The following is a 17,874-nucleotide window of genomic DNA, read 5'->3' on the forward strand; positions in this document are numbered from 1 at the left end:
CGCCGTGATCGCCCGGGTGCGGTCCGCCACGGGCGCCCGGCTCGCTCGGCTCGTCCGGCTTGCTCGGCTCGTCCGGCTCGTCCGGCTCGTCCGGCTCGTCCGGCTCGATCGGCGGGAGCGGAGCGGCGGGTCCGGGGGAGGGCGTCGCCGGGCGGCCCGCCCACTCGCGCCACACCGCCGCGCGGGCGACGGTGGCGCGCCGGCCGATCGCGACCCGCTGCGCGAGCGTCGCCGGCAGCCGCAGCAGGACCTCCGCCAGCACCCGGGCGCGCAGCGGGAACCGGAAGTTGGCCGGTTTCGGACCGGGGCGGGTCGGCAGGACGGCGGTGAGGGCGGCGAACCGGAGCAGCTGGGCGAGCGCGACCCGCGCGGGGGCGCAGCGCAGCAGCATGAGCAGGCGGTTGCGCTCGTTCCAGCGGTGGAACCGGCGGGAGCCGGGGTCGGTGCTCGCGCCGTGCCGGTGGCGGGCGCGGGCGGCGGGCGCGGACACGACCCGGTGGCCGGCCAACCGCAGCCGCCACGCGGTGTCGGTGTCCTCGTAGTAGCAGAAGAAGTCGCCGGGGACGCCGCCCACCGCCCTGAGCGCCGCGGTGCGCAGCAAGGCCGCCCCGCCGCAGAAGCCGAACACCTCGCGGCCGGCCTCGGTCAGGTCCGCGCCGTGGCCGTCGGCGGTCAGCGCCACGCCCACGGACTGGGTGGAGCCGTCGCCCAGCAGCAGCGCCGCCGTGGCCGCCGCGGCGCCCGGGTCGGCGGCCAGGGCGTCCTCCAGGCGCGCGAGCCAGCCCTCGTCCGGCGCCGCGTCGTCGTTGAGCCAGGCGACGTACTCGGTGCCGACCAGCGGCAGCACGGCGGCCAGCGCGCCCGCGTAGCCCCGGTTGCGGGGCAGCCGGACGGTCCGGGGCGCGCTGGGGTGGCGCGCGACCAGCTCGGCGGTGCCGTCGTCGGACGCGTTGTCCAGCACGAGCGTCCGATGTGGACGCTGCCGGGCGAGCGCGTCCAGGCAGGCGGTGATGTGCGCGCGCCCGCGCCAGGTCACCACGACCACCGTCGTGTTGGGGATCGACACGGCGTGAGACGGTACGCGAGTGCCGAACCTCGTTGTGCTGACCGAGCAGCTGCTCGCCCCGGTCCCCGGCGGGACCGGCCGGTACACGCGCGAGCTGGCCGCCGCGCTGGCCGCCACCGCCCCCGCCGGGTGGGAGGTCACCGGGGTGGTGGGCAGGCGGGCGGACGTGGCCGCGGCCGCGGTGCCGGGCGTGGCGGGGCCCCGCGTGCTGCCGCTGCCCCGGCGGGCGCTGATCGCGGCCTGGGAGCACGGCGTGCCGTACTGGCCCGGCGGCGACGCCGTGCACGCGCCGACGCCGCTGGCCCCGCCGCGCGGCCCGGTGGTGGTGACCGTGCACGACGTGGTGCCCTGGACGCACCCCGAGACGCTGACCGCCCGCGGCGCGGCCTGGCACCGCAAGGTCATCGGCCGGGCGGTGGCGCGGGCGTCGGCGATCGTGGTGCCGACCGCCGCGGTGGCCGCCGAGCTGCGCCGGTGCGCGCCGGGGGCCGCGCCGATCCGGGTCGTGCCCAACGGGGTGACGCGGTGGCCCGCCGAGCGGCCGGTGCCGGACCTGCCCGAGCGGTACGTGCTGGCGGTCGGGACGATCGAGCCGCGCAAGGGGTTCACCGCCCTGGTGGCCGCCACCGCCGAGCTGGGCGTGCCGCTGGTGGTCGTCGGGCCGCAGGGGTGGGGCGGCGTCGACCTGCGCGCGCCGCACGTGCGGCTGCTCGGCCGGCTGGGCGACCCGGAGCTGGCCCACGTGCTGCGGCGCGCGGCGGTGCTGGCCGCGCCGAGCCTCGCCGAGGGCTTCGGGCTGCCCGTCGTGGAGGCGATGGCCGCCGGCGTGCCGGTGGTCCACTCGGACGCGCCGGCGCTGGTCGAGGTGGGCGGCGGCGCGGGGCTGGTCGTCCCGCGCGGCGACCGCGCCGCCCTGGTCTCGGCGCTGCGGTCGGTGCTGGGCGACCGGGGCGTTGCCGAGCGCGCCCGCGCCGCGGGTCGGGTCCGGGCCGAGGCGTTCACCTGGGAGAACGCCGCCCGCGAGGTGTGGGCGGCGCACCTGGCGCACGGTCGGCGGCGGGCTGATTGAGCCATTCCCCGGCAACCCCGCGGCCGCCACACGTACTCTTCTGCGCGTGCGACCCGTCGAACCCAGCGTGCTGATCGACGCCACCGCCGTGCCGACGGACCGGGGCGGGGTCGGTCGGTACGTGGACTCGCTCGTCGCCGCGCTGGACGCGGACGGGGCGCGGCTGAGCGTCGTGTGCCAGCCCCGCGACGCCGAGCTGTACGGCAGGCTGGCCGCCCGGTCCCGGATCGTCACCGCCGCCGACGCGGTCGCCACCCGCACCGCCCGGCTGACCTGGGAGCAGACCTCGCTGCCCCGCCTGGCGTCCCGGCTCGGGGTGCAGGTCGTGCACTCGCCGCACTACACCGTGCCGCTGGCCAGCCGGGCGGCGTCGGTGGTGACGCTGCACGACGCGACGTTCTTCACCGACGCCGTGCTGCACTCGTCGGTGAAGGCGCGGTTCTTCCGGGCGTGGACGCGGGCCTCGCTGCGGCGGGCGGCGCTGTGCATCGTGCCGAGCCGGGCGACGGCGGACGAGCTGACGCGGGTCGCCGGCGCGGACCGGCGGGCCCTGCACATCGCGCAGCACGGCGTGGACACCGAGCGGTTCCACCCGCCGACGCCGGCCGAGGTGGCGGAGGTGCGGCGGGCGCTGTCGCTGGGCGACTCGCCCTACGTCGCCTTCCTGGGCGCGCTGGAGCCGCGCAAGAACGTGCCGGCGCTCATCCGGGGGTTCGCGCAAGCCTGCCGGGGCCGCAGCGACCCGCCGACGCTGGTGCTGGCCGGGCAGCCGGGGTGGGACGGGCAGGTGGAGCGGGCGCTGGACGCCGTCCCGCACCGGATCCGGGTGATCCGCGCGGGCTACCTGCCGTTCGCGCAGCTGGCCGGGTTCCTGGGCGGCGCGGAGGTGGTCGCGTACCCGTCGCTGGGCGAGGGGTTCGGGCTGCCCGTGCTGGAGGCGATGGCGTGCGGCGCGGCGGTGCTGACCACGCGCCGGCTCAGCCTGCCTGAGGTGGGCGGCGACGCGGTCGCGTACTGCGGCGTCGGCGCGGGCGACATCGCGGCGGCCCTCGGCGACCTGCTGGACGACCCGGCGCGGCGGGCCGCGCTGGCGTCGGCGGCCCTGGTGCGGGCGAAGGACTTCTCGTGGTCGACCTCGGCCGCCCGGCACCGGGCGGCCTACGAGCGGGCGGTGCGGACGCACCGGCGCTGAGATTCCCCCGATCGGGTGACGGCTGCCGCAGGTGCCTTTTATACCCCCTGGGGGTATATTTGCGGCATGGAGTCCTCGTGGAAGACCGCCGTCTCGGCCACCCTGCACTGCCTCACCGGCTGCGCGATCGGCGAGGTCCTCGGCATGGTCGTCGGCACCGCCCTCGGCCTGTCGAACTGGGGGACCGTCGCGCTGGCCGTGGCCCTGGCCTTCTTCTTCGGCTACGCGCTGACCCTGCGCGGCGTGCTGCGCGCGGGCGTCGGGTTCCGCGCGGCGGTGAAGACCGCGCTCGCCGCCGACACCGTGTCGATCCTCGTCATGGAGGTCGTGGACAACGGGGTGATGCTCGTCGTGCCGGGCGCCATGGCGGCCGGGCTGGCGAGTTGGCTGTTCTGGGGCGCGCTGGTGCTGTCGCTGGCGGTGGCCTTCGTGCTGACCGTCCCGGTCAACCGGTGGCTGATCGCCCGCGGCAGGGGGCACGCCGTCGTGCACCACGCGCACCACCACTAGGGTGACCGGCGTGACGCGCTACGGAGACGGACTGGCGGTCGTGACCGTCACCTACTCGCCCGGTGAGACGCTGGACGGCTTCCTGACCACGCTGGCCGGGGCCACCACCCGGCCCGTCCGGGTGGTGCTGGCGGACAACGGCTCCACCGACGGGGCGCCGGAGCGCGCGGCCGAGGCGCACGAGCACGTGACGTTCCTGCCGACCGGGGGCAACCTCGGCTACGGCGCGGCGGCGAACCGGGGCGTGGCCTCGCTGCCCGACGACGTGGGTTGGGTGGTCGTGGCGAACCCGGACCTGTCCTGGGCGCCGGGCAGCCTCGACGTGCTGCTGGAGGCGGCCAAGCGGTGGCCGCGCGGTGGCGCGTTCGGGCCGCTGATCCGGGAGCCGGGCGGGGCGGTGTACCCGTCGGCGCGGCAGCTGCCGGCGCTGGGGCGCGGGCTGGGGCACGCGGTGTTCGCGAAGGTGTGGCCCGCGAACCCGTGGACCCGGGAGTACCGGCAGGAGACCGAGGAGATCCGGGAGCGCCCGGCCGGCTGGCTGTCCGGGTCGTGCCTGCTGCTGCGGCGCGAGGCGTTCGACTCGGTGGACGGCTTCGACTCGCGCTACTTCATGTACTTCGAGGACGTGGACCTCGGTGACCGCATCGGGCGGGCCGGGTGGCTCAACGTGTACGTGCCGGAGGCCGAGGTGACGCACATCGGCGGTCACTCGACGGCCCGCGCGTCGGCCCGCATGCTGGCGGCCCACCACAGCAGCGCCTACCGCTACCTGTCCGACCGCCACCAGGGCTTGTTGTGGGCGCCGCTGCGGCTGGCCGTGCGGACGGGCCTGGGCCTGCGGCTGAAGCTGGTCACCCGACACTGACCCGCACCCGGACACGTCCGCCCCAGTTGATCCGCGAGACGTGGACCGGCCGTAAGACTAAAATCGGAGACGACCGGTCAACTACCAAACTTCACTGAGTGCCCAAACTGCCGGTATCTCAGGCCGCTCGATCCGGGCAGCCATCAGGCAGCCAGGAGTCGGACCATCAAACCCAAGTTGACCGGTCATCTATAACCCGGCAGCGGACCAGCTGCATCTTCCATCTAAAGACGACCGGTCAACTACTAAACTTTGTCGCGAGCCCAGGCCGCCGACACCTCAGGCCGCTCGGTTCGAGCAAGCAGGAGCTGAGCAAGCAGAAACCGAGCAAGCAGGAGCCGAGCAATCGGGAGCCGGGCAAGCAGGAGCCGAGCAAGCAGGAGCCGGGCAAGCAGGAGCCGGGCTGTCGTGGGTCGGGCTGTCGTGGGTCGGGCCATCACTCGAGTTGACCGGTCATCTCGGGCGCGGGCGGGTCGGTCCTGTGGATCGGGTTGGAGATGACCGGTCAACTACTTAGGTTCATTGCGGGTCCTAGCTGACGATGCCTTGGGCTGCCCGGCTCGGGTGGTCGGTGGAGTTGACCGGTCGGCTTGCTCGGTTTTGTCTTCTGGTTGCGGTGTTCGGGTTAGTTGACCGGTCGACTTGGTGGGGTGAGTCGGTCGGTCACATCGCCCGGTAGTTGCGTGGGGCGAAGCGGGGGCCGAAGCGGGGCTTGCGCACGCCTGCCGCTGTCACGTACCGCACGGCTCGGTGGCGTTGCGGGCGGTACGGGGTCAGGAGTTCGGCCAGGCCGTCGTCGTCCAGTGGCCGGCCCAGCAGCGCCCAGCCGATCAACCCGGCCAGGTGGTAGTCGCCGAAGCTGACCGCGTCCGGGTCACCCCACGCCCGCTGCGCTACCTCGGCGGCAGTCCACCCGCCGATCCCCGGCACCTTGCACAACAGCGCCCGCCCCTCCTCACCGCGCAACTCGCACGCACCCTCCAAGCGGTGCGCCACCTGCGCGGCGGCGACCAGGGCGCGGCGACGCGCGCCGTCCACCCCCGCGCGGTGCCACTCCCAGTCCGTGATGCCCAGCACCGCGCGCGGCGTGGGCGGGACCCTCATGCCGGCAGGTGCGGGCCCCGGCGCGGGCGCGCCGAACCCCCGGCACAGCTCGCGGTACGAGCGGTGGGCCTCGGCCAGGGTCACCTTCTGCTCCAGCACGGCCGGCAGCAGCGCGTCCCACACCCGGCCCGTCGCGCCCAGGCGGAAGCCGGGCAGCCGGCGGCGGCTCTCCGCGACCAGGGGGTGGTGCGCCTCGAACGCCGAGTCGTCGTCATCGGCCCCCAGCAGCGCGGGCAGCCCCGCCAGCAGCCAGTCGGCGCCCTCGCCCCAGGCCCGCGCCTCCACGCCGGCCGGCCAGGTCACGTGCAGCGTGCCGGGGCCGACCGGGGTGTTCGCGGTCAGCCAGACGCCACCCTCGACCCGGAACGCGACATCACCCGAACCCCGCCGCAGCGGCCCGAGGACCCGGGCCACGTCCAGCGGGAACGGGGGATGCCACGTCCTAGGCATCGGTGGAGAACCGCACCCCGGCCTCGGGCAGCGCGACACCGGGCCACACCCGGGCGCCACCGATCAGCTCGCACCGCGCGCCGATGACCGCCTGGTCGCCGATCACCGAGTCCGACACCACCGCGCCGGCCTGGACCAGGGCGTCCGCGCCGACGACGCTGCGCTCGACCCGCGCGCCCTCGCCCACCACGGCCCCGTCGAACAGCACCGAGCCGTCGACCACGGCGCCCGCCGCGACCGTGCACCCCGCGCCGACCGTCGCGCCGCCGGTCACCACCGCGGCGGGGTCGACCTGCGCGCCGGGCAGCACGATCGCGTCACCGGTCGGCGCGGGCAGCGCCGCCGACGGCGCGACGCCGAGCACCAGGTCCGCCGAACCGCGCACGAACGCGGCGGGCGTGCCCAGGTCGAGCCAGTAGGACGTGTCGACGTGCCCCTGCAGGCGCGCGCCGGCGGCCAGCAGGCCCGGGAACGTCTCGCGCTCCACCGACACCGGGCGGCCCGCCGGGATGGCGTCGACCACCTCGCGGCGGAACACGTAGCAGCCGGCGTTGATCTGGTCGGTCGGCGGGTTCTCCGTCTTCTCCAGGAACGCCGTGACGCGGCCCTCGTCGTCGGTCGGCACGCAGCCGAACCGGCGCGGGTCCTCCACCTTCACCAGGTGCAGCGTCACGTCGGCCGCCGACGAGCGGTGGGTGTCGAGCACGCCGCGCAGGTCCACCCCGGACAGGATGTCCCCGTTGAACACCATCACGTCCCGCTCGCGCAGCTTGTGGGCCACGTTCCGGATCGCGCCCGCCGTGTCCAGCGGGACGTCCTCCACCACGTACTCCAGGTCGAGGCCCAGCGCCGAGCCGTCGCCGAAGTGCTCCTGGAACACCTCCGCCTTGTACGACGTGCCGAGCACCACGTGCGTGATGCCCACCTCGCGGATGCGGGACAGCAGGTGGGTGAGGAACGGCACCCCGGCCGTGGGCAGCATGGGCTTGGGGGCAGAGAGGGTCAGTGGCCGCAGCCGGGTCCCCTTGCCCCCGACCAGAACCACCGCCTCGGCGCCTTGCAGCTCCGACATGCCGTTTTTCCTCCTCCGCTTACTTCCACCCGTAGTTGCGAATACTCTGGCACGAGCACCTTGGCGGCACGGGCCCAGGCCCCGTGTCGACGAGCGTCACCGATCGGCACCGCCGGCGCCCCCGCCGGCCCAAGGGAAACGCAGGAGAGATCCGGATGGACCCCCGCGCTCGGGCCGACGCGGCGCTGGCCCGTGCTCGTGCACGTGGCATCCACGTCGTGACGCCGGACAACATGACGTCGCCGATGGACTCGTCGGCCACCCAGCAGATCCCGCGCAGCATGGTCGACGCGGCCGACCCGCGCACGGCCGACCCGGACTCGACCATGGTCCTGTCGGCCCAGGTCGCCGCCGGCCGCCCCCCGGAACCGGCCCCCGCGCCGCAGCCCGAGCTGCGCGTCGCCCCCGGTCCCGTGCCGACGGTCCACCACGTCGAGACCTCCCGCCCGTCGCTGTCCCAGCGCCTGTCGGGCGGCCAGGACCAGCGCCCGCCGGGTGTGGCGCAGCGGCTCAACGGCGAGGGCTGACCGCGAGGCGGCTGCGCTCCCTTCCCCCGCGCGGGTGGTTCGCGGCGGCGAGGGACCGCGGGCTTGCGCCGCGGACCGGGGCGGCGGCCTGCGCTGTCCGTGCCGTGCTCCCGGCCCGGTCTCCCGCGGCTCCCGGCTTGATCCTCCACGGCCGCCTGCCCCCCCGTTCGGGTGGTTCCGGGGCGCCGGTCCACGCGGCTGCCGGCAGCGGCGGGTCGCGGGGCCACGCGGCCGCGGACAGCGGGCCGGGCTCCACGCCCACGGGTCCGCTTGATCTCCGGGCGGCTTCCGGCGTGGTCCCCGGGGTGATCTCCGGGCGGCTTCCGGGGTGATCTGCGGGCGGCTTCCGGCGTGGCTTCCCGGATGGTCTCCGGGCGGCTTCCGAGGTGATCTCCGGCGGCTTTCGGCGTGATCTGCGGGCGGCTTCCGGTATGGCTTCCGCGTGGCTTCCCGGACGGTCCCCGGGTGGCCGCCGGCGTGGCTTCCGCGTGGCTTCCGCGTGGCTTCCGCGTGGCTTCCGCGTGGCTTCCGCGTGGCCTCCGGCCCCCGGTTCCATTGTCCCACGACCCACCGACGAAACCGGCTCCGTCGCAGGTCGGAGCGGTCAGCGCAGGCGGGCGAGGGCGGCCTCCACGAGGGGGTGGAGGTCGTCCACGTTGGACGGCATGGCGTCCAACGGCCACCACTGGAGGTCCACCGACTCCGCGCTGCGGGTCGGGCGGGCGCCGACCGGGGCGCGGACCAGGAAGCGGACGTCGAAGTGGCGGGTCGGCAGGCCCAGGGAGCACGTGATCGGGTGCACGTCCAGGTGGATCGGGGTCGGCTCGACGCGCAGGCCCCGGATGCCCGACTCCTCCTCGGCCTCGCGCAGCGCCGCGCCCGCCAGGGTCCCGTCCGACTCCTCGCAGTGGCCGCCCAGCTGGAGCCAGCGGCCCACCCTCGGGTGCAGGGTGAGCAGGGTCCGCTCGCCGGTCGCGTCCAGCACCAGCGCCGAGGCCGTGAGGTGGCCCGGCTCGCAGGAGCGCAGGCAGGCGTCCTCGCGGGCCGCCAGGAAGCCCAGGTACGCCTGGCGCAGGGCTTCCTGCTCCGGGGACGGCGGCCGCCAGGCGGTCAGGACCGACGTCGCGTCGGCGTGCGGGCTCACAGCTCCACGAACCCTTCGTCCAAGGCCCGGGGCGGGCGGGGCAGCAGCGGGTCGGACGGGTGGCCCAGCGCCACCGCGCCCAGGGGTTCCCAGGTCGCCGGCAGGTCCAGCACCTCGCGGACCACGTCGGGGCAGAAGATCGTGGACGACACCCAGCACGAGCCCAGGCCCTCGGCCGCCAGCGCGACCAGCAGGCCCTGCACGGCCGCGCCGCCCGCGATCGTGAACATCGTGCGCTCGGCCGCCGCCCGCGCCGCGTCCGGGTAGTCGTGCGCGCCCTCGGCGACCAGGAACGGCAGGACGACCTCCGGCGCGTCGCGCAGGAAGTCGCCCCGCGCCAGCCGCCGGGCGACCTGCTCGGGCGTGAAGCCGTCGCCGCGCAGGTCGGCCGCCCAGCGCTCGCGCATCGCCGACAGCAGGGCCGCGCGCCGCGCCCGCAGGTGCACGAAGCGCACCGGGCGGGTGTGGTGCGGCGCGGGCGCGGTCAGCGCGGCGCCCACGGCCCGGCGCAGGGCCCCCGGGTCGACCGGGTCGGCGGTGAACGACCGCACCGACCGGCGCACCAGCACCGCTTCGGCCCGGCCCTGCGCCACCGCCTCCGCCACGCCGAGGCGGAACAGGTCCTCCTCGACCGGGCGGACCAGGTCGCGGGCGGTCGAGCCGTCGTCGGCCACCGCCAGCCCGCGCACCACGGCCACCGGCACCGCGCCGAGCTTGCCCTTGACCAGGTCGGCCGCGGCGGCGACCTCGTCGGCGACGGCCACCTCGGTCACCACCAGCTCGTTGCCCTGCGCGTCGACCGAGCCCGCGTAGCGGTGCAGCACGGCCAGGCCGGACGCGCCGATGGCCGCGTCGGTCTGCCCCACCCGCCACGCCCGGCCCATGGTGTCGGTGACCACGACCGCCACCTCGACGCCCAGCCGCGACCGCAGGGCCGCCCGCAGCGCCGCCGCCGACGCGTCCGGGTCGACCGGCAGCAGGGCGATCTCGTCGCCGGCCACGTTCGAGGCGTCCACACCGGACGCCGCCTGCACGACGCCCAGCTTGTTCTCCGTGATCAGCGTCCGGCCGCGGCGGGCGATCACGCGGACCGCCTCGGACTCCACGTAGGAGCGCCGCACCGCGTCCCGCCGCTCCGGGTCGGCGGGCACGGCGACCAGCCGTCCCTCCACTTTGGACAGCACCTTGCTGGTCACCACGACCACGTCGCCGTCGGCGAGCCACGGCGCGGCGGCGGCCAGCGCCGCCGCCAGGTCGTCGCCGGGGCGGAACTCGGGCAGGCCCGGCACGGGCCGGACGGTGAGCGCGCCGGGCGCGGCGTGGTCAGCCAACCGGGGCTCCGGCGAGCTCCAGCGCCGCGCGCGCCATCGCGGCGGTCGCGTCCACATCGGACATCAGCAGCGGCACCGCGCGCACCGCCACGCCGGGCACGTCGCTGCGGTCGCCGGTGTGCACCAGCCAGCCGTCCAGCACGCCGCCCTCGGTGGTCTTGCGCGAGCCGTAGTACCGGCCGACGGCCTCGGCGGAGGTCTCCACGCCGAGGGCGGTCAGGCAGGCGTCGGCCATCCCGCGCAGCGGCTTGCCGCCGACGATCGGCGACAGGCCCACCACGCCCGCCTCCGTCTTGCGCAGCGCGTCCCGCACGCCCGGCACGCCGAGGATGGTGTTGACGCTCACGACCGGGTTGGACGGCGCGATCAGCACCGCGTCCGCCGCCAGCAGCGCGTCCACCACGCCGGGCGCGGGCGTCGCGGTCTCCGCGCCCACCGACGCGAACGACCGCGCGGGCAGCGCCGCCCGGTGCTTGACCCACCACTCCTGGAAGTGGACGGCCCTGGTCGCGTCGCCGTCGTCGACGACCACGTGCGTCTCGACCCGGTCGTCCGACATCGGCAGCAGCCGCACGCCGGGCCGCCAGCGGTGGCACAGCGCCTCCACCACGGCCGACAGCGGGTAGCCCGCGCGCAGCATCCGCGTGCGCACCAGGTGCGTCGCGATGTCCCGGTCGCCCAGGCTGAACCACGTCGGCTCGGCCTCGTAGGCCGCCAGCTCCTCCTTCACCGCCCACGACTCGCCCGACCGGCCCCAGCCGCGCTCGGCGTCGATGCCACCCCCCAGGGTGTACATGCAGGTGTCCAGGTCGGGGCAGATCCGCAACCCGTGCATCCACACGTCGTCACCGGTGTTCACCACCGCCGTGATCTCATGCTCGGGCGCACCCAACAACGACTTCAGGCCGACGAGGAACCGCGCCCCGCCGACGCCACCCACCAGTACGACGACCTTCACGGGACGCCATCCTCCCACTGCCTGCGCGGTCCCACCCCGGCGCCACCGGTCAGCGCCAGAACATGAACGTGGCCTGACCGTACTGCGCCCACAGCGGCTCGCCACCGACCAGTTGGAACACCGCGTCCGCCAGGTCGAAGAACACCCGGGCGATGCCCGGCAGGCCGATCAGCACGGCGAACAGCACCAGCGGCGCCCACGGCCGGGCCTTCGCGCCGAACTGCTGCGCCTGGTAGGACATGTACGGCTCGATCACGCCCCAGCCGTCCAGGCCGGGGATCGGCAGGATGTTCAGCACGAACGCGAAGACCTGCAGCAGCGCCAGGTAGGACAGCGCGGCGGCCAGCCCGATCGGCGGCTGGAACAGCAGCACGGCCAGGCTCAGCACCGCGCCCAGGACGAGGTTGCTCAGCGGGCCGGCCAGCGACACCATCGACTCGACCCGCTTGTCGCGCAGCGCGTGGTGGTTGATCCACACCGCGCCGCCGGGCAGCGGGATGCCGCCGAACGCCAGCAGCACCAGCGGCAGCACGACCGACATGACCGGGTCGGTGTAGCGGCGGATGTCCAGGGTCAGGTAGCCCTTGGCCCGCACCGCGTGGTCGCCGCCCCGGTAGGCGACGACGGCGTGCCCGAACTCGTGCAGGCACAGCGAAACCGCCCACCCGCCGAGCACGAACAGGACGGTCCCGCCGATCAACGCCGGGTCGGAGTCGTCGAACAGGGTCAGCACGGCGCCCGCCACCGTCACCGCCAGCAGGCCCAGGAACAGTGGACTCGGTCTCACCGCTGATCGCTTCACCCCTCCAGTGTGGCGCGCCCGGCCCGCCGGCCGGCAGGGGGCGGCCGGCCGTGATCGCTGGGCGTGCCGCTCGAATCACCGTCTGTGCTGCTGGTCAAGGGTTTAGCCGGCAATCGCGGGAATATCCCCCGTCCTGTGGACTCGGCTTGACCGGGTGTTGTGACCCAGGTGTAATCACATCGGTGTCATTCGTCGTTGTGGGGACGTCGAGTGGTGTCCGCCAACCGGGGAGAGCGGAAGGCGAGGAGGCGGACGGTATGCAGGAATCCGACGGGGGTCGTGACGTGGACGGTGACGCGCCGGCGCAGGAGCCGGTCGTGTTGACCGAACTTTTCGACGCGACCGACGAGCAGGACTGGCAGGAGCGCGCCCTGTGCGCCCAGACCGACCCGGAGGCGTTCTTCCCCGAGAAGGGCGGTTCCACCAGGGAGGCCAAGCGGATCTGCCTGGGCTGCGAGGTGCGCTCCGAATGCCTGGAGTACGCGTTGCAGCACGACGAGCGGTTCGGCATTTGGGGCGGACTGTCCGAACGCGAGCGGAGGAAGCTCAAAAAGCGCGCCGTGTGATCCGTTCCGCGATCGCGCCGGCTTACCGTGGTGGTCCCACCGCGCGGTCGGACGAACGAGGAGCGGCAGTTGACGAGCGGCGCCACGGCACGGCTGCGCACGGCGCCCGTGCTGGCCGTGCTGGTGTGCCACGACGGCGAGCGGTGGCTGGGCACGGCGCTGTCCGCGCTGCGCCGCCAGCGGCCCGGGCCGCGGCACGTGATCGCGGTCGACGCGGGGTCGCTGGACCGCACGGCGGAACTCCTCGCGGGAGCGGCCGAAGGTCCCGATCGGGTGATCGACGAGGTGCTGGCGCTGGCGCGCGGCACGGGGTTCGGCGAGGCGGTGCACGAGGCCGTCGCGCACGCCGCGCGGCGGTGGGGTGATCCGGGCGCCTGGCTGTGGCTGCTGCACGACGACTGCGCGCCCGAGCCGGACTGCCTGTCGCTGCTGCTGACGGCCGCGGAGGTGTCGCCGTCGGCGGCGGTGCTCGGCCCGCTCGGCCTGGACTGGGCCGACCCGCGGCTGGTGGTGGAGGCCGGGCTGTCCACCGACGCGTCGGGCCACCGGCAGACCGGCATCGGCGGGTGCGCGCCGGTCGGGTCGTTCCGGCGGACCACCGAGGCGCTGGCCGTGCCGTCGGCCGGGTCGCTGGTCCGGCGCTCGGTGTGGGAGGAGCTCGGCGGGTACGACCGGCGGCTGCCGCTGCTGCGCGACGACGTCGACTTCGGCTGGCGGGTGAACCTCGCCGGCCACCTGGTGCTGTCGGTGCCGACGGCCCGATTACGGCACGCGCGCGCGGTCGGGCGGGGCGCGCGGCGGCTGGACGCCGCGGCGGCGCGGCCCGGACCGGCGCTGCGCGGCGTGGACCGGGCGCACGGGCTGCGGACGTTCCTGGTCAACTGCGGGACGCTGTCGTTCGTCCTCGGGCTGCCCCGGCTGGCGGTGCTCGGCGTGCTGCGGGCGGCGGGGTTCGCGCTGCTGCGGCGGTTCTCCGACGCGCACGCCGAACTCGGCGCCCTGGGGTACCTGCTCGGCGGGCGGGCGCGGCTGCGGGCCGCGCGCGCGGCCCGGCCGGTGAAGGGCGTGGTGCGCGGGCTGTTCACCAGCCGGCTCACCCGGCTGCGCAACGCGGCCCGCGCCGCCGCGGCCCACCTGGTCCGGCGGCGGGTGGAGGCGGACGCCGCGCTGGGCAGGCTGCCCGAGGACGACGCGCGGCCGGCCTGGTCGCCGCCGCCCGGGGCGCGCCGCCGCGCGGTCGGGCCGGTGGCGCTGCCCGCCGGCGCGCTGCCGCGGCGGCGCCCGGTGCGGGCCACCGGCGGGCTGCGGCTGCCCGCCACGACCGTGCCGGTAACCGCGGCGCCGCCGGGGCCGCCGGGGTCCTCTCCGGGGTCCTCGCCGCGGTCGAGGCCCTCGCCCGTGCCGCGTGCCTCGCCCGTGCCGCGCGGCGGTCCGTCGTCGGTGGTGTTCGTGGAGGTCGACCGCGCGCGGGTGCTGCGGTCGGTGGTGCTGGGCCCGCCGCTGGTGCTGGTGGCGTTCGGCCTGCTGGCCAACGCCGGGCGGCTCGGGCTCGACCTGTCGGGCGGGCGGCTGCTGCCGGTGCCCGACCTGGCGTCGACCTGGTCGGCCTACCTCGCGGCGTGGCACCCGGTGTCCGGCGGGACGACCGCGCCCGCCCCGGCCGCGCTGGCGGTGCTGGGGGTGCTGGGCGTGCTGCCCGGCGGCCCGCCCGCCGTGGTGGCGGTGCTGTTCGTCGGGGACGCGGCGCTGGCCGGGCTGCTCGCCTACGCCGCCACGCGGCGGGTGCCCGTGCGGCGGCCCGCGCGCGCGGTCGTCGCGGCGGCCTACGGGCTGCTGCCCGCCGCCACGTCGGCGGTCGCCCAGGGCCGGCTGGACGTGGTCGTGGTGCACATCCTGGCGCCGGTGGTGTTCGCCGGCGTGCGCTCGGTGCTGCGCGGCGGGACGGGGACGGCCTGGCTGCCGGTGGCGTCCGGGACGGCGCTGGCCGTCGCGGTGGTGGGCGCGTTCTCGCCGCTGGTGCACGCGCTGGTGGTGGTGGCCGCGCTGGTCGGTTTCGTGGTCGTCCCCGGCCGGGTCGGCGACGGGCGGCGGCGGGTGGTCGGGCTGTTCACGGTCGTGCTGCTGCCGATGGCGCTGTTGCTGCCGTGGCCGGCCGTGGTCCTGCAACACCCGTCGGTGGTGCTGCACGGCGTCGGCGCGCACCTGGAGACCCCGCCGGTCGGGTGGGCGGACCTGGTGGCCCTGCACCCCGGCGGTCCCGGCGCGGTGCCGTTCGCCGGCGCGCTGGTCGTGCTGTTCGCGCTCGGGGCGCCGGCGCTGCGGCCGTCCCGGGCGATGCTGCCCGGCCTGGCCGTGGTGGTGCTCGCCGGGCTCGCGGTGGTCGTGCTGCGGACCGCGGCCGTGACGCCGCTGACCGGGGGCGGCGCGTCCCGCGGGTGGACCGGCGGGCCGCTGGTCGTCGCGTCGTGGGGGCTGCTGTGGGTGGTGCTGGCGGCGTGCCGCCGCGACGCCGTCCCCGTGCCGTGGCCGCGGGTGGCGGGGGTCGTCGGGGTGCTTGGCGTGCTGGGGATGGCCTGCCTCGGCGTCGTCGGCCTGCGCCACGGCCCGCTGACCGCCTCGACCGCGCGGCTGCCGACGGCGGTCGAGCAGGAGCTGTCCCGGACGGGGCGCTCGGTGCTGGTCCTGGGCACGCCGACGCGCCAGGTGGCCGGCCGCCTGCCCGCCTTCGGCGACGACGACCACGTGCCCGTGCCCGCCGGTGCCGCCCGCCTGCGGCGGTGGGAGCGCGACCTGGCGTCCGGCTCGGCCGAGGCCGTCAGGGCGGTGCTGGCCCAGGCCGCCGCGAGCGGCGTGGCGTTCGTCGTGCCCCCGGACCCGGCCGCCGGCCGGCGGATCGGGGAGTCGGCGGGCGACCTGGTCGCGGTGGTCCCGCCGATGTCGGACGGCCGACCGGTGCTGCGCCTGCAGCAGGCCGCCGGCAACGCGGTCCTGCTGTCCCCGGAGCTGGCCGGGCGCGCGCGAACCGGCGGCTCCCCGCCGGACGCGCTGGGCACACCCGGCATCGCCCCGGTCGACTCCGCGCCGCCCGAGGTGGGGGTGCGGGTGTCGGAGGGCCCCGAGGGCCGCCTGCTGGTGGTCGCTGCGGAGGAGGAACCGGGCTGGGTCGCCACGGTGGACGGCCGGCAGGTGGCCGTGGCGCGGGCGTGGGGCCACCTGGTCGGCGTGCCGGTGCCCGCGGGCGGGGCGGAGGTGCGCGTGGTGGTCCCCGGCACCCTGCGCGAACTGCTGCTCCTGGTCCAGGCGGCGGCAGCGCTGTTCACCGCCTTCACCGCAATCCCGTCCCGCCGCCGATGAACCACTTCGACCGGCCTGCTCCGGGTCGCCCGGGTGAGCGGGGCGCAGCCGCGCCGACGACCCTGCCTCCTCGGCCAAGGCGCCGCCGACCGGCCGTCGCAATCGGCGGATGACGAGTGCACCGGCAGATCGGTGCGATCAACCGGGTCGGAAGTTCTCGGCCCAGCTCCTGACCTCGAGGTTCCAGTCGGCGAACTCGTCCGGCGCGGCGGGTCGGGCCCGGTCGGCGTCGCCGGGTTCGTCGGACGGCCACAGCTGGACGAGGAAGTGCTCGACGCGCTGCTCGTGGCCGGCGCCCCAGCGGAACGCCCGCGCGTGGTACCAGCCGGGCGGGCCCAGTTCCACGGCCGCGATATCGGGTGTGGTGGCGGGCACCGCGCGGGCGTGCAGGGCGGCGTCGGTGAGCCGCACCCGCCGTTCGCTGCGCTCCGCGCCGTCCGGTGCGCCGGCGGGTGGAGCGCTCCACGCCTCGATGCGGACCTCGGCGCGCGCGACCAGGTCGGAACTGGTGACCAGGGCCAGGACGTCGTCCATGACCACCAGGAAGTCGTCGTCACGGGTGAAGGTGAATCGCGGGGGCTCGCGCAGCCCCCGCGATTCGAGGAAGAAGAGGCCGTACACGACACCGACCACGCCCTGGGCGGATCGGATCGGCTCGAGCGTCACGGCAAGGACGCTACCAGTTGCTCGGCCTGCGTTGACCCGGAATTCGTCGGGAACGCCGTCGGTCGGCCCGTTCCGATCAACACCGGGCACCGCACGAAGATCGGCTTTGCCGGAAGCCGCTCGCACCGCCCCGAAATCGGCTTGAAGTCGCGCGCAGCGCGCACCCCGCCCCGGGCTGCGTGTCATCCCCGTATGGCCTGCGCGCAGCGAACCGCATGTGTCAAGGGGAGATCGGGACACCCGACCACCGCACACCCGGTTCGATCTCCCCTTGACGCATGTGGTTGTCTCCGACCAGGCCATGCGGGGATGGCACGACGCCCTGAGCTTGGGTTTTGTGTCATCCTTGGCGGCCTCTCGGCCGCTCTTCATACTTTCGTCGCGCACCGATCCGGGTGAGATTCGGGGCTGTACCGCCCGAGGCTGAAAAGATGAAAAGAGTCCTCGCCGGACGGGCAGGCCGCCAAGGAGGAGGAAGAGCAAGAGCGGTCGTGTTCTCCCCGCATGGCCTGTCAAAGACGACCATGCTTTCTTGGGGGGTGCAAGCGAAAAGCGTGCTTGCACCCCCCAAGAAAGCATGGTAGCCCTCCGGGCAGGCCATACGGGGAGAACACGAAGCGACCGGTCTGCACGGGGCGTGCGAATTACCACAAGCGCTTTGGGGGCGGTTCGAGGGGTGGGGCTTGAAGGGCGGTTCGGGCGATCTGGCCGGGGTCAGTCGCCGTCGATGACGTCCGGGTCGAGGCCCAGGTAGTTGGCCACCTGCTCGACCAGCACGTCGTGGACCAGGTCGGACAGGTCGGCCCCGTCCTTCGCGCGCGCCTCCAGCGGCCGGCGGTAGAGGACGATGCGGGCCCGGCGGTCGGCGCCCGCCGGGAGCAGGCGGGCCAGGGGGACGTTGCCGTCCTCCACCACGTCGCCGTCGTCGGTCGCCGCCTGGACGTCGGGCACGTCGTCCACGGCCACGTCGAGCTGCGTCAGCTCGGTCCGCCACCGCGCCTCGATGGGCTCCAGGGCCTCCAGGACCAGCGCGTCGAAGCGCTCCGCCCGGCTGCGGGCGGCGGGCAGGGTCGCCGGGTACAGCGGTCCGCGCAGACCTCGACCGTGGCGGTCGCGGCTGCGCCGCCTCGGAGCACCCTGACGTCGCGAACCCCTGGCCATCACCACGGGGTAGAGGGTAGCCGGCGGGGTGCGGCAG

The 17,874-nt window shown here is 75.7% G+C and carries 15 protein-coding genes and 1 pseudogene; 7 read left to right on the forward strand and 9 right to left on the reverse strand.

The window, feature by feature from the left end; all coding sequences use genetic code 11:
- Positions 1-154: 154 nt before the first annotated feature.
- Positions 155-1,045, reverse strand: a pseudogene (locus JOE68_RS18985) (glycosyltransferase family 2 protein); the annotation flags it as partial.
- A gap of 40 nt (positions 1,046-1,085) precedes the next feature.
- Between JOE68_RS18985 and JOE68_RS18990 the strand changes: the two are divergent.
- From JOE68_RS18990 to JOE68_RS19005, 4 genes are all read left to right on the forward strand, one after another.
- Positions 1,086-2,135 (forward strand): glycosyltransferase family 4 protein, encoded by a 1,050-nt coding sequence (locus JOE68_RS18990; RefSeq protein ID WP_204843645.1) that lies wholly within the window; start codon positions 1,086-1,088, stop codon positions 2,133-2,135.
- A 67-nt stretch (positions 2,136-2,202) separates the two neighbouring features.
- Complete coding sequence (locus tag JOE68_RS18995; RefSeq protein ID WP_204846177.1) at positions 2,203-3,327, forward strand: glycosyltransferase family 4 protein; 1,125 nt, start codon at positions 2,203-2,205, stop codon at positions 3,325-3,327.
- 66 nt (positions 3,328-3,393) lie between these two features.
- A complete protein-coding gene (locus tag JOE68_RS19000; protein WP_204843646.1) occupies positions 3,394-3,837 on the forward strand; it encodes a DUF4396 domain-containing protein in 444 nt (147 codons plus the stop codon).
- Between the two features lie 10 nt (positions 3,838-3,847).
- Positions 3,848-4,702, forward strand: a complete 855-nt coding sequence (locus JOE68_RS19005; RefSeq protein ID WP_204843647.1) for a glycosyltransferase family 2 protein — start codon at positions 3,848-3,850, stop codon at positions 4,700-4,702.
- Positions 4,703-5,365: 663 nt separating this feature from the next.
- Here JOE68_RS19005 and JOE68_RS19010 read toward each other — a convergent pair.
- Positions 5,366-6,256 carry a DNA-3-methyladenine glycosylase family protein gene (locus JOE68_RS19010; RefSeq protein WP_204843648.1) on the reverse strand — a complete coding sequence of 297 codons (891 nt, stop codon included), beginning with the start codon at positions 6,254-6,256 and terminating at the stop codon, positions 5,366-5,368.
- Positions 6,249-7,328, reverse strand: coding sequence for a mannose-1-phosphate guanylyltransferase (gene manB, locus JOE68_RS19015; RefSeq protein WP_204843649.1), 1,080 nt, complete (start codon positions 7,326-7,328; stop codon positions 6,249-6,251). Before manB ends, JOE68_RS19010 begins: the two co-directional genes overlap by 8 nt.
- A 155-nt stretch (positions 7,329-7,483) precedes the next feature.
- Between manB and JOE68_RS19020 the strand changes: the two genes are divergently transcribed.
- A complete protein-coding gene (locus tag JOE68_RS19020) occupies positions 7,484-7,855 on the forward strand; it encodes a hypothetical protein (RefSeq protein WP_204846399.1) in 372 nt (123 codons plus the stop codon).
- A 604-nt stretch (positions 7,856-8,459) separates the two neighbouring features.
- On the opposite strand, the gene JOE68_RS19025 is transcribed toward JOE68_RS19020, so the two are convergent.
- From JOE68_RS19025 to JOE68_RS19040, 4 genes are read right to left on the reverse strand one after another with little or no spacing between them, the layout of a single operon-like run.
- Positions 8,460-8,999, reverse strand: a complete 540-nt coding sequence (locus JOE68_RS19025; RefSeq protein WP_204843650.1) for an NUDIX hydrolase — start codon at positions 8,997-8,999, stop codon at positions 8,460-8,462.
- Positions 8,996-10,330: a coenzyme F420-0:L-glutamate ligase gene (locus tag JOE68_RS19030; protein ID WP_239562287.1), complete on the reverse strand. Its 1,335-nt coding sequence runs from the start codon at positions 10,328-10,330 to the stop codon at positions 8,996-8,998. The genes JOE68_RS19025 and JOE68_RS19030 overlap by 4 nt, the downstream gene beginning before the upstream one ends.
- Positions 10,323-11,288, reverse strand: coding sequence for a 2-phospho-L-lactate transferase (cofD, locus tag JOE68_RS19035; RefSeq protein ID WP_204843652.1), 966 nt, complete (start codon positions 11,286-11,288; stop codon positions 10,323-10,325). The genes JOE68_RS19030 and cofD overlap by 8 nt, the downstream gene beginning before the upstream one ends.
- A 49-nt stretch (positions 11,289-11,337) precedes the next feature.
- Complete coding sequence (locus tag JOE68_RS19040; RefSeq protein ID WP_346038897.1) at positions 11,338-12,075, reverse strand: site-2 protease family protein; 738 nt, start codon at positions 12,073-12,075, stop codon at positions 11,338-11,340.
- Positions 12,076-12,347: 272 nt separating this feature from the next.
- Here JOE68_RS19040 and JOE68_RS19045 point away from each other — a divergent pair, with 272 nt between their 5' ends.
- Positions 12,348-12,656, forward strand: coding sequence for a WhiB family transcriptional regulator (locus JOE68_RS19045; RefSeq protein ID WP_239562288.1), 309 nt, complete (start codon positions 12,348-12,350; stop codon positions 12,654-12,656).
- Between the two features lie 69 nt (positions 12,657-12,725).
- Positions 12,726-16,010 carry a glycosyltransferase gene (locus JOE68_RS19050; RefSeq protein WP_204843655.1) on the forward strand — a complete coding sequence of 1,095 codons (3,285 nt, stop codon included), beginning with the start codon at positions 12,726-12,728 and terminating at the stop codon, positions 16,008-16,010.
- Positions 16,011-16,148: 138 nt separating this feature from the next.
- Here JOE68_RS19050 and JOE68_RS19055 read toward each other — a convergent pair whose 3' ends face one another.
- Both JOE68_RS19055 and JOE68_RS19060 read right to left on the reverse strand, forming a co-directional pair.
- On the reverse strand, positions 16,149-16,676 hold the full coding sequence (locus JOE68_RS19055) for a hypothetical protein (RefSeq protein WP_204843656.1): 528 nt from the start codon (positions 16,674-16,676) through the stop codon (positions 16,149-16,151).
- A gap of 714 nt (positions 16,677-17,390) precedes the next feature.
- A complete protein-coding gene (locus tag JOE68_RS19060; RefSeq protein ID WP_204846178.1) occupies positions 17,391-17,837 on the reverse strand; it encodes a metallopeptidase family protein in 447 nt (148 codons plus the stop codon).
- Between the last annotated feature and the right edge of the window lie 37 nt (positions 17,838-17,874).

The organism is Saccharothrix algeriensis, from assembly GCF_016907655.1.
Lineage (GTDB): Bacteria > Actinomycetota > Actinomycetes > Mycobacteriales > Pseudonocardiaceae > Actinosynnema > Actinosynnema algeriense.

Excerpts from the sequence above, each read along its gene's own strand:
- JOE68_RS19000 (WP_204843646.1), top strand. The coding sequence starts at position 3,394 with ATGGAGTCCTCGTGGAAGACCGCCGTCTCGGCCACCCTGCACTGCCTC.
- JOE68_RS19010 (WP_204843648.1), bottom strand. The coding sequence starts at position 6,256 with ATGCCTAGGACGTGGCATCCCCCGTTCCCGCTGGACGTGGCCCGGGTC.
- manB (WP_204843649.1), bottom strand. The coding sequence starts at position 7,328 with ATGTCGGAGCTGCAAGGCGCCGAGGCGGTGGTTCTGGTCGGGGGCAAG.
- JOE68_RS19020 (WP_204846399.1), top strand. The coding sequence starts at position 7,484 with ATGGACCCCCGCGCTCGGGCCGACGCGGCGCTGGCCCGTGCTCGTGCA.
- JOE68_RS19045 (WP_239562288.1), top strand. The coding sequence starts at position 12,348 with ATGCAGGAATCCGACGGGGGTCGTGACGTGGACGGTGACGCGCCGGCG.
- JOE68_RS19060 (WP_204846178.1), bottom strand. The coding sequence starts at position 17,837 with ATGGCCAGGGGTTCGCGACGTCAGGGTGCTCCGAGGCGGCGCAGCCGC.